Source organism: Burkholderia sp. BCC0398, assembly GCF_902833245.1.
Classification (GTDB): domain Bacteria; phylum Pseudomonadota; class Gammaproteobacteria; order Burkholderiales; family Burkholderiaceae; genus Burkholderia; species Burkholderia sola.
The window spans coordinates 409,053-423,099 of the sequence record NZ_CADFEM010000004.1 but is presented as its reverse complement, the minus strand read 5'-3'; the positions used below and the strand labels follow the sequence as shown (position 1 = coordinate 423,099).

General features: G+C 68.1%; 12 protein-coding genes. 8 read left to right on the top strand and 4 right to left on the bottom strand.

The genetic code is table 11. The features are described from left to right. Positions 1-131: 131 nt before the first annotated feature. Positions 132-1,460 carry a dicarboxylate/amino acid:cation symporter gene (locus HWX76_RS11145; RefSeq protein WP_050012002.1) on the top strand — a complete coding sequence of 443 codons (1,329 nt, stop codon included), beginning with the start codon at positions 132-134 and terminating at the stop codon, positions 1,458-1,460. A 3-nt stretch (positions 1,461-1,463) separates the two neighbouring features. Here the strand turns inward: HWX76_RS11145 and HWX76_RS11140 are convergent, their stop codons facing one another. Further along, positions 1,464-1,853, bottom strand: coding sequence for a DUF3331 domain-containing protein (locus HWX76_RS11140; protein ID WP_050012001.1), 390 nt, complete (start codon positions 1,851-1,853; stop codon positions 1,464-1,466). Between the two features lie 44 nt (positions 1,854-1,897). Next, positions 1,898-3,190, bottom strand: coding sequence for an NAD(P)/FAD-dependent oxidoreductase (locus tag HWX76_RS11135; RefSeq protein ID WP_050012000.1), 1,293 nt, complete (start codon positions 3,188-3,190; stop codon positions 1,898-1,900). A 145-nt stretch (positions 3,191-3,335) separates the two neighbouring features. Here HWX76_RS11135 and HWX76_RS11130 point away from each other — a divergent pair, with 145 nt between their 5' ends. Continuing rightward, positions 3,336-3,995, top strand: a complete 660-nt coding sequence (locus HWX76_RS11130) for a TetR/AcrR family transcriptional regulator (protein ID WP_050011999.1) — start codon at positions 3,336-3,338, stop codon at positions 3,993-3,995. 24 nt (positions 3,996-4,019) lie between these two features. Here the strand turns inward: HWX76_RS11130 and HWX76_RS11125 are convergent, their stop codons facing one another. Beyond that, entirely contained in the window at positions 4,020-4,931 is a 912-nt protein-coding gene (locus HWX76_RS11125; RefSeq protein ID WP_050011998.1) for a LysR family transcriptional regulator, read from the bottom strand. A gap of 108 nt (positions 4,932-5,039) precedes the next feature. Between HWX76_RS11125 and HWX76_RS11120 the strand changes: the two genes are divergently transcribed. Further along, positions 5,040-5,801, top strand: coding sequence for an SDR family oxidoreductase (locus tag HWX76_RS11120; protein ID WP_050011997.1), 762 nt, complete (start codon positions 5,040-5,042; stop codon positions 5,799-5,801). Between the two features lie 24 nt (positions 5,802-5,825). Here the strand turns inward: HWX76_RS11120 and soxR are convergent, their stop codons facing one another. Next, a complete protein-coding gene (gene soxR / locus HWX76_RS11115) occupies positions 5,826-6,305 on the bottom strand; it encodes a redox-sensitive transcriptional activator SoxR (RefSeq protein ID WP_050011996.1) in 480 nt (159 codons plus the stop codon). A 79-nt stretch (positions 6,306-6,384) separates the two neighbouring features. Between soxR and HWX76_RS11110 the strand changes: the two genes are divergently transcribed. The 5 genes from HWX76_RS11110 to HWX76_RS11090 all read left to right on the top strand — a co-directional run bounded on the left by HWX76_RS11110 (position 6,385) and on the right by HWX76_RS11090 (position 13,713). Then, entirely contained in the window at positions 6,385-7,584 is a 1,200-nt protein-coding gene (locus HWX76_RS11110; RefSeq protein WP_089489504.1) for an efflux RND transporter periplasmic adaptor subunit, read from the top strand. A gap of 13 nt (positions 7,585-7,597) precedes the next feature. Then, complete coding sequence (locus HWX76_RS11105; RefSeq protein ID WP_176015800.1) at positions 7,598-10,771, top strand: multidrug efflux RND transporter permease subunit; 3,174 nt, start codon at positions 7,598-7,600, stop codon at positions 10,769-10,771. Next, positions 10,768-12,279, top strand: coding sequence for an efflux transporter outer membrane subunit (locus HWX76_RS11100; RefSeq protein WP_050011993.1), 1,512 nt, complete (start codon positions 10,768-10,770; stop codon positions 12,277-12,279). The genes HWX76_RS11105 and HWX76_RS11100 overlap by 4 nt, the downstream gene beginning before the upstream one ends. 164 nt (positions 12,280-12,443) lie before the next feature. Further along, on the top strand, positions 12,444-12,899 hold the full coding sequence (locus tag HWX76_RS11095) for a MarR family transcriptional regulator (RefSeq protein ID WP_050011992.1): 456 nt from the start codon (positions 12,444-12,446) through the stop codon (positions 12,897-12,899). A 166-nt stretch (positions 12,900-13,065) separates the two neighbouring features. After that, positions 13,066-13,713 (top strand): glutathione binding-like protein, encoded by a 648-nt coding sequence (locus tag HWX76_RS11090; protein WP_124593044.1) that lies wholly within the window; start codon positions 13,066-13,068, stop codon positions 13,711-13,713. Positions 13,714-14,047: the final 334 nt, after the last annotated feature.

Here is a 14,047-nt window from a genome sequence, read left to right as displayed (position 1 = left end):
CTGCCGCCGGCGTTCGCGTTGCCGCGAATGCCGGTGCGCGGCGGCGGCGCGTCCGTCGGCGGACATCCGCCAGCCTGAGCGGCCCGCGCGCCTTTTTCCGTCAACTCGATCGCCATGCGGCGAATTCCCTCATGAACAAACGAATGTCCGCGGCAGGCTGGATCCTGCTCGCGATGGCAGCCGGCATCCTGATCGGCTACCTGATCTATACGCAGCTTCCGGACAAGCAGTCGGCCGCGGAAATCGCCGGCTACATCTCGCTCGTGTCCGACGTGTTCCTGCGGCTCATCAAGATGGTGATCGGCCCGCTGGTGTTCTCGACGCTGGTCGTCGGCATTGCGCACATGGGCGACGCGTCGTCGGTCGGGCGCGTGTTCGTGAAGGCGCTCGGCTGGTTCGTCACCGCGTCGCTGATCTCGCTGCTGCTCGGCCTGCTGATGGCGAACCTGCTGCGGCCCGGCGAGAACCTCGGCCTGCCGCTGCCGGACATCGGCGCGTCCGCGCATCTGGCGACGTCCAAGTTCACGCTGAAGGATTTCGTCGGCCACATGGTGCCGAAATCGATCGCCGAGGCGATGGCGAACAACGAGATCCTGCAGATCGTCGTGTTCTCGATGTTCTTCGGCATCGCGCTGGCCGCACTCGGCGAGCGCGGCAAGATCCTCGTCGCCGCGATCGACCAGCTCGCGCACGTGATGCTGAAGATCACCGGCTACGTGATGAAGCTCGCGCCGCTGGCGGTGATGGCCGCGATGGCGTCGACCGTCGCGGTCAACGGGTTGTCGATCCTGCTGAAGTTCGCGGTGTTCATGGGCGACTTCTACGTGAGCCTCGTGCTGCTGTGGGCCACGCTCGTCGCGGCCGGGCTGCTGTTCCTCGGCCGCCGCGTGTTCAAGCTGCTCCTGCTGATCAAGGAAGCATTCATGCTGTCGTTCGCGACCGCGAGCTCGGAAGCCGCATATCCGAAGATCCTCGACGCGCTCGACCGTTTCGGCGTGCGCCGCAAGATCTCCAGCTTCGTGATGCCGATGGGCTATTCGTTCAACCTCGACGGCTCGATGATGTACTGCACGTTCGCGTCGCTGTTCATCGCGCAGGCGTACAACATCCACCTGTCGCTCGGTACGCAGATCACGATGCTGCTGATCCTGATGCTGACGTCGAAGGGGATGGCCGGCGTGCCGCGCGCGTCGCTCGTCGTGATCGCCGCGACGCTGCACCAGTTCGACATCCCGGAAGCCGGACTGCTGCTGATTCTCGGCGTCGACACGTTCCTCGACATGGGCCGCTCGGCCACGAACGCGGTAGGCAACTCGATCGCCAGCGCGGTAGTCGCGAAGTGGGAAGGCGAGCTGATGTCGGAGTCCGAAGCGAACGCGCATGCCGCGCATCTCGATGCCGAACTCGAACGGCAGAACCGCGCTCCGGCCTATGGCGCCGGTCAGACCACGTCGACCTGATGCTCAGCCCGCCAACGCGTCGTCGATGCACGCCGCGAGCACCATCGCGGCGGCGTTGCCGGGCGTCGAGCCGAGCAGTTGCGGCGCATAGACGCTGTCGCCGATCTCGATCGGTCGCCCCGACAGCGCGCACACGCCGCGCTTGCGCGTCGTGAACAGGCGCCACTTCTGGTAGCCGTAGTGTCCGGTGCAGGCGTCGCACCACGAAATCATCACGGTGTCGGCCGTGGGCCGTTCGAGCACGCTGATGGTCGGCTTGCTCGTCGCGTCCCACGACGGCAGCCGGTCGCGCGTGACGCTGCGCCGCCGCGGCTCGCCCCACGAGACGGACGGCATGTCGAAGCTGCCGATTGCGGCGACGGTCATGAGCCAGGGCATTGCACGGTTGTTCATGTTTCTGTTCCTCGAAACGTTACGCGGTGCCGCGACGCGCGGCATCACGACAGGCGGATGCGCGGCTGCACCCAGCCGTTGATCCGTTCGGCGATCCACAGCAAGGTCGCCTTGGAGAAGCCGTGCAGCGCCTGCTGGTGCCGCCGATAGAGCATCAGGTGGCTGAACTGCGCGAAACGCCCCTGGATGAAGCCACCGCGGAAGAACCCGAACTGCCCGAGCGTGCCGAACGCGTCGTAATCGCTGATCGACACCAGCGCGCCGAAATCGTGGAACGCGAACGGCGGAATCGGCGTGCCGTCGAGCCACGCGGGCAGGTGCTTCGCGAGATGCTCGGCCTGCTGCGTCGCGACCTGCGCGGTCGGCGGCAGCGGCCGTTCCTGGCCCTCGAGCTGCAGGCTCGCGCAATCGCCGATCGCGAACACGTGTTCGTCGCCGCTCGCCTGCAGCGTGGGGCTGACGACGATCTGGTTCGCGCGGTTCGTGTCGAGTCCGCCCAGCCCCTGCATGAAATCGGGCGCCTTCACGCCGGCCGCCCAGACCATCAGGTCCGCTTCGGCGAACGAGCCGTCGCCGTAGTGGAAACCGTTCGCGTCGGCCGACGTGACGCGCGTCGACGTCAGCACGCGAAAGCCGATCTGTTCGAGCCGCCGCTGGGCCGACGCGGAAATCCGCGGCGGAAACGCGTTGAGGATGCGCGGGCCGCTTTCGAGCAGCGTGAGCTGCAGCCGCTCGCGCACCGTTTCGTCACCGTACGCCTGCGCCACTTCCAGCAAGCGGCTGAGCTCTGCCGCGAGTTCCACGCCCGTCGCGCCCGCGCCGACGATCGCGACGCGAAACGGCTCGTCGCGCGCGATGCTGCGGAACACGCGCATTCGCAACGCTTCGTTGAAGGTCTCCGCCTGCTGCTGGCTGTCGATGAAATAGCAGTGCTCGCGCACGCCGGGCACGCCGAAATCGTTGGCCTGGCTGCCGAGCGCGAGGATCAGCACGTCGTAGTCGAGTTCGCGTGCGTCGATCACCACGTCGCCGTCCTGCGAGCGGATCTCGCCGAGCTGCACGCGGCGGCGCGCGCGATCGAGCCCCTTCAGTTCGCCGGGCTGGTACGTGTAGCCGTGGTCGCGGGCATGGGCGAGGAAGATCACCTGTTGCTGCTGGACGTCGCGCGTGCCGGCCGCGATCGTGTGCAGCATCGGCTTCCAGATGTGCGTCGGACTGCGGTCGACGATCGTGATCTGCGCCCGCCCGGACCGGCCGAGACGCTCGCCCAGACGGGTCGCGAGCTGCAGCCCGGCGATCCCGCCGCCGACGATGACGATACGTGTAGGGGTTGTCATGGATAAATCATCACGTGATGAATAAGGTATGATCCTAGCGCTTCCCGGCTCCGCGTGTCAACGGAGCGGGGCAAGCCGCCCGATTCCGGGCCGGGAAACCGGCGCCGGATACGGGCATTCGAATCGTTCAAGGAGCAGGAAAAACGTGGCAGAAGTCACTGAGCGCGCGCCGTCGAAGCGGCGTACGCGCGGACGGCCGTCGGCGGATGCATCCGTCGGTCCGGACGTGATATTGCGGGCCGCGCGCCGCACGTTCGCGAAGCGCGGCTACGACGCGACGAGCGTGCGCGAAGTCGCGCGCGAGTTAGGGATCGACGCGGCGCTGATCGCCCATCACTTCGGTGCGAAGGAAACGTTGTGGCTGGCGGTCGTCGAGCAGATCGTCGAGCTGGCCGAACCGATGTTCGACGCGCTGCGCGCGTTGCGCACGTCGCCGCTGCCGCATCGCGACCGCGTGCGGCGCGCGCTCGAGCTGTGCGTCGATCACGAATTCGCCGAGCCGGATATCGGCATGTTCTTCTCGACCGCGGCGACCGAGGAGGGCGCGCGGCTCGATCGGCTGCAGGAGCGGATCGTGCGCCCGTATCACGACGCGATGTTTCCGCTGATCGCGGACGCGGTCGAGGCCGGCGCGATCCGTCCGGTCGATCCGAACGTGCTGTTCTTCATGATCGCGAGCGCGATCGGCACGACGGTGTCGTACAGCCACATGATGCTGGAGTACACGTCGCTGCCGACGCGGCCGGAGGCGTTCCGCGAGGCCGTGCTCGGCGTCGTGTTCAACTTCCTCGGCGACCGGGACTGAGCGCCGCGCGCGCGATGCGCGCGGTCACGTCGCCGCAACCAGGCCCAGTTCGTGCACCGCGTTTCGCGCGGTGTCGCGCAGCGCATCGACGAGCGGCGACGGCGTACGGTACGCGAGCGCCACTTCGTACGCGAGCGGGCTGCCCGCATCCTTCAGTTCGCAGAACGCAATGCCTTGCGGATGCATTGGCACGAACAGGCGCGGCATCAGCGCGACGCCGATGCCGCCGGCGACGAGCCCGGCCGTCGTCTGCATCTGGCGCGGCTGCTGGACCACGCGCGGCGCGAAGCCCGCCTGCGCGCACGCCGTCACGATCAGCGCGTGCATGCCGGGCCCGTGGTGCGCGGCAAACATGACCCACGGTTCGTCCGCCAGCTCGGCCAGCGCGATGCGGCGGCGGCGCGCGAGCCGATGCCCGTCCGGCAGCGCGGCCACCATCCGGTCGCGCAGCAGCGGCTCGACATGCACGTCGCCGGCGTCGGCCACCGGCAGCACGACGAGGCCGACGTCGGTGCGGTCCTGACGCAGCGCAAGCACCTGCTCGGCGGTCGTGCCTTCTTCCAGCTGGAAATCGACGTCGGGATGCCGTTCCTGGAACGCGCGCAGGATCAGCGGCAACAGCGCGTTCACCGTGCTGTCGACGAAACGCAGCCGCAGCGTGCCGCCGAGGCCGGCGCCCGCCCGGCGGGCCACGGCCACCGCGCGCTCGGCCTGTTCGAGTGCGCGCCGTGCTTCGAGCAGGAACGCTTCGCCGGCCGGCGTGAGCCGCGCGCCGCGATTGTCGCGTTCGAGCAAGGCGACGCCCAGTTCGTCCTCGAGCTTGCGGATCGCCGCGCTGAGCGGCGGTTGAGCCATGTGCAGCCGTTCGGCCGCGCGGCGGAAGCTGAGCGTTTCGGCCACTGCGATGAATTGCCGGAACTGGCGCAGATCGATCATGCGATACCTTCCATGTATCAGTAGATCATCGAATTCGTATTTTACCTATCACTCCGAGCTGCCCAGAATGTCCCTGTCGTCAACCGTCGATACTCAGGAGGACAGATCATGACGGGCAATGAACAGCAACGCACGGCAATCGTCACGGGCGGGTCGAGCGGGATCGGTTTCGCGATCGCGAGCCGGCTGGTGCAGGACGGGTATCGCGTCGCGATCGTCGGGCGCGATGCGGCGAGGCTGGAGGCCGCCGTCGAGCGTCTCGGCGGCGCAGCGATCGGGCAGGCCGGCGATCTGAGCGTCCGGCGCGACGCGCAAGCGGTGGTCGCCGCGATCGTCGCGCGATGGCCGCGCATCGACGTGCTGGTCAACAATGCGGGGCGCACCGGGCGCGTCGGCGCGGATACCGAAGCAGGGGAGGCCGAGGCCGTATGGGATGCGGTGCTCCATGCGAACCTGAAAAGCCTGTTCCTGACGACGATGGCCGTGCTGCCGCACCTGGCCGACCGTGCCGCGCGAATCGTCAACATCGGCTCGATCGCGGCGCGCGCCGGCAGCCTGTTGCCGGGCGGCCTCGCGTATGCGGCCGCGAAGGCCGGCGTCGAAGGCTTCACCGTCGCGCTGGCGCGCGAACTCGGGCCGCGCGGCGCGACGGTCAATACGGTCGCGCCCGGCTATATCGCCGGCACGCACTTGTTCGGCGATAGCGGGGTCGCGCCGGCCGTCGCTGCGATGATCCGCGCGCAGACGCCGGCCGGCCGCGCCGGGCAGCCGGACGACGTCGCCGATGCGGTCGCGTGGCTCGCCGGGCCGCGCGCATCGTTCGTCACGGGCGCGACGATCGCGGTGAACGGCGGCTGGCGCGTCGGATGATGCATGGCGCGCGCGGCCTGCGTGTCATTCGGAATCGATCGGCGGCTTGTCGCCGAGCCAGCGCCGCGCGCCGGGCCCGTTGCGGCCCGCGCGGTCTTCCGGGTTGGTCAGCTTGCAGCGTTTCAGGGACAGGCAGCCGCAGCCGATGCATTCGTCGAGGTTGATGTAGAGCCGCTGGAGCTCCTCGATGCGGCTCGCGACACGCTGCTTCCACCCGCGCGACAGCCGCTGCCAGTCCTTGTTGCTCGGCGCCGTGTCCTCGGGCAGGCTGACGAGCTGCTCGGCGATCTCGTCGAGCGAATAGCCGATCTTCTGTGCGAACACGATGAATGCGATCAGCCGCAGCACTGCGCGCGAATAGTGGCGATGGCTCGAGCCGTTGCGGTGCGACTTGATCAACCCGCGCATCTCGTAGAAACGCAGCGTCGACGCCGGCACGCCGCTGCGCGCGGCCACTTCGCGGATCGACATCAGCGGCCATTGCGGGGTTTCCTGGATACCCATGACACCCTCCGGGAAAGCTTGACTTGAAGTTAACTTCAACTTTTATGCTACGCGGCAGTTTAACCCGTCGCGAGGCATCATGCTCTCCTTTTCCCTACGCAGGACGCCGCCTTTGGGCGCCGCCTGCGCCCTCTTGCTGGCGTTGTCGGGTTGTCACGACGGCAAAGGTACATCGTCGGCCCAGCCCCTTCCCGAAGTTGGCGTCGCCACCGTCGCGCCGCGTACCGTCCGCCTCGCGGACGAATTCAACGGACGCGTCGAAGCGGTCGACGCGGTCGAGCTGCGGCCGCGCGTGAGCGGCTATCTGCAGCGTGTCGCGTACAAGGAGGGCGACGTGGTCGCGCAGGGCGCGCTGCTGTTCGAGATCGATCCGCGCCCGTACCGCATCGCGCTCGACCGTGCGAATGCGCAGCAGCAGCGCGCCCGCGCGGCCGCGAGCCTCGCGAACGTGCAGCTCAAGCGCGTGCAGACGCTGATCGATGCGCATGCGACGTCGCAGGAAGAACTCGACAATGCGCGCGCCACCGCCGAGCAGGCGCGCGCCGATCTGCAGGCGGCCGATGCGGCCGTGGCCGACGCGAAGCTCAATCTCGGCTTCACCGAAGTGCGCGCGCCGATCGCGGGCCGCGTCGGCCGCGCGGTCGCGACCGTCGGCAACCTCGCGCGCGCGGACGACACGCTGCTGACGACCGTCGTGTCGCAGGATCCGGTCTACGTGTATTTCGATTGCGACGAGCAGAGCTACCTGCGCTACAACGCGCGGCGCGCCGATCCGGCGCATCGCGCGATCGGCGCCGATCCGGTGCGCGTCGGACTCGCGAACGAGACGGGCTTCCCGCATGCGGGCACCGTCGATTTCCTCGACAACCGGCTCGATCCGCAGACCGGCACGATTCGCGCCCGCGTGCGGCTGCCGAATGCGGACCATACGTTTACGCCGGGCCTGTATGCGCGCGTGCAGCTCGTCAGCGGCCGCGACCAGGATGCATTGCTGGTCGACGACAAGGCCGTGCTGACCGACCAGGATCGCAAGTACGTGTACGTGCTCGGCCCCGGCGACAAGGCGCTGCGCCGCGACGTGACGATCGGCCGCGAACTCGACGGCGAGCGGATCGTCGAGAAGGGCTTGCAGGCGGGCGATCGCGTGGTGGTCGACGGCGTGCAGCGCATCTACTATCCGGGCGCGCAGGTGAAGCCGAAGGCGCCGCCCGTGCGGGCGGTGGACTCCGGCGCCGGTACGCAGGCCGTGGCCGATGCCGGCACGCCTGCCTCGCGATAACGGGAGCCACGTGATGGATTTCTCCCGATTCTTCATCGACCGGCCGATCTTCGCGGTCGTGCTGTCGATCGTCATCTTCGCGCTCGGCCTGATCTCGATTCCGATGCTGCCGGCCGGCGAATATCCGGAGGTCGTGCCGCCGAGCGTCGTCGTGCGCGCGACGTATCCGGGCGCGAACCCGAAGGAAATCGCCGAATCGGTCGCCGAACCGCTGGAAGAGGCGATCAACGGCGTCGAAGGCATCATGTACATGAAGTCGGTCGCCGGTTCGGACGGCAGCCTGCAGGTCGTCGTCACGTTCCTGCAGGGTGTCGATCCCGATACGGCCGCCGTGCGCGTGCAGAACCGCGTGAGCCAGGCGCTGTCGCGCCTGCCCGACGAGGTGCGCCAGTACGGCGTGACCACGCAGAAGCAGTCGCCCACGCCGCTGATGTACGTGAGTCTCTACTCGCCGGACAACAGCCGCGATTCGCTGTATCTGCGCAATTACCTGACGCTGCACGTGAAGGACGAGTTGTCGCGCCTGACCGGCATCGGCGACGTCGGCGTGTACGGCTCCGGCGACTACGCGATGCGGCTGTGGCTCGACCCGAATCGACTTGCGTCGCGCGGGCTCACCGCGAGCGACGTGATCGCGGCCGTGCGCGAGCAGAACGTGCAGGTGTCGGCCGGCCAGCTTGGCGCGGAGCCGTCGCCGAAGAAGAACGACTTCCTCGTGTCGATCAACGTGCGCGGCCGGCTGCGCACGGTGCAGGAATTCAGCGACATCGTGCTGCGCAACGGCGACGACGGCCAGGTCGTGAAGCTGTCCGACGTCGCGCGCATCGAGCTCGGCGCGGGAGACTACACGCTTCGCTCGTATTTCAACGACAGGCATTCGGCCGTGGTCGGCATCTTCCTGTCGCCGGGCGCGAACGCGCTCGACGTCGCGAAAGCCGTGTATGCGAAGCTCGACGAGCTGTCGAAGCGCTTCCCGCCGGGCGTCGCGTATCGGCCCGTGTGGGACCCGACCGTGTTCGTGCGCGAATCGATCCGCGCGGTGCAGCACACGCTGATCGAGGCCGTCGTGCTGGTCGTGCTCGTCGTGATCCTGTTCCTGCAGACGTGGCGCGCGTCGATCATTCCGCTCGTCGCGGTGCCGGTGTCGGTGGTCGGCACGTTCGCATGGCTGTACCTGCTCGGCTACTCGATCAACACGTTGACGCTGTTCGGGCTCGTGCTCGCGATCGGGATCGTCGTCGACGATGCGATCGTTGTCGTCGAAAACGTCGAGCGCAACATCGCACGGGGCCTGAGCCCGCGCGATGCCGCGCATCAGGCGATGCGCGAGGTGTCGGGGCCGATCGTCGCGATCGCGCTCGTGCTGTGCGCGGTGTTCGTGCCGATGGCGTTCATGTCGGGCGTCACCGGCCAGTTCTACAAGCAGTTCGCGGTGACGATCGCGATCTCGACGGTGATCTCCGCGATCAACTCGCTGACGCTGTCGCCCGCGCTTGCCGCGAAGCTGCTGCGTCCGCACGGCGCGCCGAAGGATGCATTGACGCGCGCGCTCGATCGCGCGTTCGGCTGGCTGTTCCATCCATTCAACCGTTTCTTCGAGCGCAGCTCCGATCGCTATCACGGCGTCGTCGGTCGCACGCTGAAGCGGCGCGGCGAGGTGTTCGCGGTCTATGCGATGCTGCTCGCGGCGACCGCGCTATTGTTCAATGCGGTGCCCGGCGGTTTCATCCCGGTGCAGGACAAGCTGTACCTGTTCGCGGGCGCGAAGTTGCCGGAAGGCGCGTCGCTCGCGCGCACCAGTGCGGTGACCGAGCAGATGACGAAGATCGCGCTCGGCACCGACGGCGTCGAGATGGTGCCGGCGTTCGCGGGGCTGAATGCGCTGCAGGGCGTGAACACGCCGAACATCACGAACTCGTACGTGATCCTGAAGCCGTTCGACCAGCGTCATCGCAGCGCCGCGCAGATCAACGCGGATCTGAACGCGCGCTTCGCGGCGATCGATGGCGGCATCACCTATGCGCTGATGCCGCCGCCGATCCAGGGTCTCGGCAATGGTTCGGGCTACTCGCTGTATCTGGAGGATCGCGGCGGCCTCGGCTACGGCGAATTGCAGAAGGCGCTCAGCGCGTTCCAGGCCGCGGTCGCGAAGACACCGGGAATGAGCTATCCCGTCAGCTCGTACCAGGCGAACATCCCGCAGCTCGAGGTGAAGGTCGACCGGCTGAAGGCGAAGGCGCAGGGCGTCGCGCTGACCGATCTGTTCAATACATTGCAGGTGTATCTCGGCTCGATGTACGTGAACGACTTCAACGTGTTCGGCCGCGTGTATCGCGTGATGGCGCAAGCGGATGCCGGCCACCGGCAGACGGCCGCCGACATCGCGAACCTGCGCACGCGCAACGCGAAGGGCGAGATGGTGCCGATCGGCTCGATGGTGACGGTCGGGCCCGCGTACGGACCCGACCCGGTCGTCCGCTACAACGGCTATCCGGCCGCCGACCTGATCGGCGACGCCGATCCGAAGACGATGTCGTCGTCGCAGGCGATCGCGAAGCTGCAGCAGATCGCGAAGGACGTGCTGCCGCCGGGCATCACGCTCGAATGGACCGACCTCAGCTATCAGCAGGTCACGCAGAGCAACGCGGCGATCGTCGTGTTCCCGCTTGCCGTGATGCTGGTGTTTCTGGTGCTCGCGTCGCTGTACGAGAGTTGGACGCTGCCGCTCGCGGTGATCCTGATCGTGCCCGTGTGCATGTGCGCGGCGCTGTTCGGCGTGTGGCTGTCCGGCGGCGACAACAACGTGTTCGTGCAGGTCGGACTCGTCGTGCTGATGGGGTTGGCGTGCAAGAACGCGATCCTGATCGTCGAATTCGCACGCGAGCTCGAGATCCAGGGCAAGGGCGCGGTCGAAGCGGCGCTCGAAGCGTGCAAGCTGCGGCTGCGTCCGATCGTGATGACGTCCGTCGCGTTCATCGCGGGCTCGGTGCCGCTGCTGATCGGCAGCGGCGCGGGCAGCGAGGTGCGGGCGGCCACCGGCGTCACCGTGTTCGCCGGGATGCTGGGCGTCACGCTGTTCGGGCTGTTCCTGACACCCGTGTTCTACGTGGCGATCCGCAAGCTCGCGGGCGGCACGCCGGCCGTCTGGAGCGAACAGCACGGCACCCTCGAAGGAGAAAACCGATGAGCGCCGCTTTCCGTCTTTCCGCGCTCGCGATGTCGGTGACGCTGGCCGCCTGCGCGGTGGGCCCCGATTTCAAACGGCCTGAAACGGCCACCGCCGCGCGGTTCGTGCGCGATGCTCACCCGGCGACGCAGCGCGACGCGGCGCCGGCCGATGCACAGCCAGGTATACCGCCCGATGCATCGGCGGCGGCCGATGCCGCGTTCTGGCACGGCTTCGGCGATCCGGCGCTCACGCTGTTGATCGATGCGGCGCTCGCGGCGAACCAGGATCTACAGGTCGCCGTATCGCGCTACGACGCGTCTAACGCGTTGCTGTCACAGGCGACGTTCGACCGCTATCCGACGCTCACCGCGAGCGGTCAGATCGGCCATCGGCTGACGAGCAAGGACCAGGCGTTCGGCGCGCCGCGCAGCCAGCGCGATACGCCGATATCGAGCGTCGGCATCAATGCCGCGTGGGAATTCGACCTGTTCGGCCGCGTGCGCCGCTCGATCGAGTCGCAGCGCGCGGAGACGGCGGCCAGCGCGGCCGACGTGCGTGCGGTGCGCGTCGCGATCGCGGGCGAGGTCGCGAGCACGTATGTCGACCTGCGCGGCTCGCAGGAGCGGTTGCGGATCGCCCGCGAGAACGCGGACAACCAGAAGCAGACGCTCGCGCTGATCAATGCGCGCGTCGGCGCGGGACGCGGCTCGGAGCTCGATGCGGCGCGAGCACGCGCGCAGTACGAATCGACGACATCGCGGATCGCCGTGTACGAAGCCGCGATCGGCGTCGACGAGCATCGGCTCGCGGTGCTGACCGGGCGGACGCCGGATGCGTTGATCGGCCGGTTCGACTGGCCGAAGACGGCCGCGCCGGTGCCGTTGCCGGCGCTTGCCGTCGACATCGATCCCGGCATGCCGGGCGACCTGCTGCGCCGCCGTCCCGATGTCGCGGCCGCCGAGGCGCGGCTGCATGCGGCGACCGCGCGCGTCGGCGTAGCGACCGCCGACCTGTTTCCGCGCTTCACGCTGTCCGGGCTGCTCGGCAGCGCGACGAGCAGCTACGGGTTCTTTCGCGCGGGCAGCGACACGAACCTGATCGCGCTCGGCATCGACTGGTCGTTCCTCGACGTCGGCCGCGTGCGTGCGCGGATCGCCGCGAGCGACGCGGAAGCGGCCGGCCAGCTTGCGCAGTACCGGCAGACCGTGCTCGGCGCGCTCGAGGAAACCGAGAACGCGTTGCTGCGTGTTGCCCGAACGCGTGACGAGACCGCGCACCTCGTGCGCGCGGCCGACGACAGCGCGCGTGCCGCACAGCTCGCGCAGGCTCGCTTCTCCGCCGGCGCAATCGACTACTACGAAGTGCTCGACGCGCAGCGGACGCTGCTGCAGGCGCAGGATGCGGCGGCCGACGGGCGGATGCGCAGCGCGGCGTCGACGGTCGCGTTGTACAAGGCGCTCGCGGGCGGCTGGCCGGCGGGCACGGGCCAGGGCCCACAAGGCCCGCTCGCTCGGTCGGGGAAGTAATGCGAGCAGTGCGGCGCGGCGGTCGTGGCGCCGCGTCGCGCGACGAAACGCTTGCCTTGCCGATCGGTGGGCAACGCCTAGGCGATTGCAGGCGCATGAAAGGGCCGTCGTTCTCGCGGTAAAATTTAATTGCAACTGCAATCAAGCGAGAGGAACGACCTGACATGAACGCAACCGAACCCGATCTGTGGTTCTCGTTCGTCCGCGCGCACCGGACGATGATCCGCGAGATCGAGCGTCGCCTCGCGGCGGCCCGCCTGCCTGCGTATGCGTGGTACGACGCGCTGTGGGGGCTCGAAAGCGGCCCCGACGGTACGCGCCGCATGCACGAACTGGCCGACGTGCTCGCGATCGAGCGCTACAACCTGACGCGGCTCGTCGACCGACTCGAACAGGAGGGGCTCGTGACGCGCACGCGTTCGGCGGACGACGGCCGTGCCGCGTTCGCGAGCATCACCGACAAGGGGCGGACGCTGCGCAAAAAGATGTGGAAGGTGTACCAGTCGACGGTCGCCGAGCTTTTTCTCGACCAGTTCACCGGCAAGGAGCGGGCGGCGATGGCCGCCGCGCTCGATCGTGCGACCGCTGCGGCCCGCGACGCGGCAGCCGACGCGAAGTAGCGGTATCCGGCGTACCGAGCGGCCGTGCGCCGCGCGGGCGCACCGGGTCGCACAGTCCGCATGTCCCTCCTTCGCGTACTGGCATGTCCCAACGCCGTCGTTTTCGGCATAGGATTGCAATTGCAACGATTGTAGTTGCAACGATAACCCGATGACAAGGACCGACATGACCTCGACGCACGCTCTCACGTTCTATACGGCCGACACGCCGAACGGACACAAGATCGCGATCTACCTCGAAGAGGCCGGGCTTGCCCACGATCGCGTGCAGGTGAACCTGTCCGCCGGCGAGCAGCGCAGCCCGGCGTATCTCGCGATCAATCCGAACGGCAAGATCCCGGCCATCGTCGACCACGACACGGGGCTCGCCGTATTCGAATCCGGCGCGATCCTCAGCTATCTCGCCGCGAAGACGGGTTGCCTGCAGCCCGAAACGCTGGCCGAGCGCACGGCGGTCCAGCAATGGCTGCATTTCCAGATCGGCGGGATCGGGCCGATGCTTGGCCAGCTGTGGTGGTTCCTGCGCGCATCGAAGACGGGCAATGCGGAAGCGATCGACCGCTACCGGAAGGAGGCGCTGCGTCTCTACGGGGTCGTGAACGGCCGCTTGTCGGAATCGGCGTATCTCGCGTCGTCGCGGTATTCGATCGCCGATATTGCGGCGTTTCCGTGGCTGCGCACGGCGGACGAGCTCGATCTCGACATTGCCGGTTTCCCGCACGTCGAGCGCTGGCTTGCCAATATCGCCGCGCGGCCGGCCGTGCAACGCGGCCTGATCGCATGCCGCGCGTCGACGGCCGAGGCGGCGCACTGACATCGCATCGGCCGCGCCGCGTGGACCATGGTCGCAATAAATCGCTTCGTGTTATCCAGTCGAACGAGAGCGCCGCATGCGGACGGCGTGCGGCGTCGTTCGGGCTGCTCGCCAGCGTGTTCATGCACGACGGCGCGCCGTGCGTGGTCGCGCGCCGACGATTTCAGCGCGAGCCGCTGAGCGTCGCGTAGCGGCCGCACGGCATGGACGGCGATCCCTCGGCGCGGGCCGTCCAGGGTATCGCACGAGCCGATGCTTAGCATCGCGGCCGGCTGCCTACCGCGGCCGCCGCGCGATCATTACGCTGGGGCGATCATCCACTCTGTCCGGAAGG

Excerpts from the sequence above, each read along its gene's own strand:
- HWX76_RS11145 (WP_050012002.1), top strand. The coding sequence starts at position 132 with ATGAACAAACGAATGTCCGCGGCAGGCTGGATCCTGCTCGCGATGGCA.
- HWX76_RS11140 (WP_050012001.1), bottom strand. The coding sequence starts at position 1,853 with ATGAACAACCGTGCAATGCCCTGGCTCATGACCGTCGCCGCAATCGGC.
- HWX76_RS11135 (WP_050012000.1), bottom strand. The coding sequence starts at position 3,190 with ATGACAACCCCTACACGTATCGTCATCGTCGGCGGCGGGATCGCCGGG.
- HWX76_RS11125 (WP_050011998.1), bottom strand. The coding sequence starts at position 4,931 with ATGATCGATCTGCGCCAGTTCCGGCAATTCATCGCAGTGGCCGAAACG.
- HWX76_RS11120 (WP_050011997.1), top strand. The coding sequence starts at position 5,040 with ATGACGGGCAATGAACAGCAACGCACGGCAATCGTCACGGGCGGGTCG.
- soxR (WP_050011996.1), bottom strand. The coding sequence starts at position 6,305 with ATGGGTATCCAGGAAACCCCGCAATGGCCGCTGATGTCGATCCGCGAA.
- HWX76_RS11110 (WP_089489504.1), top strand. The coding sequence starts at position 6,385 with ATGCTCTCCTTTTCCCTACGCAGGACGCCGCCTTTGGGCGCCGCCTGC.
- HWX76_RS11105 (WP_176015800.1), top strand. The coding sequence starts at position 7,598 with ATGGATTTCTCCCGATTCTTCATCGACCGGCCGATCTTCGCGGTCGTG.
- HWX76_RS11100 (WP_050011993.1), top strand. The coding sequence starts at position 10,768 with ATGAGCGCCGCTTTCCGTCTTTCCGCGCTCGCGATGTCGGTGACGCTG.
- HWX76_RS11095 (WP_050011992.1), top strand. The coding sequence starts at position 12,444 with ATGAACGCAACCGAACCCGATCTGTGGTTCTCGTTCGTCCGCGCGCAC.
- HWX76_RS11090 (WP_124593044.1), top strand. The coding sequence starts at position 13,066 with ATGACCTCGACGCACGCTCTCACGTTCTATACGGCCGACACGCCGAAC.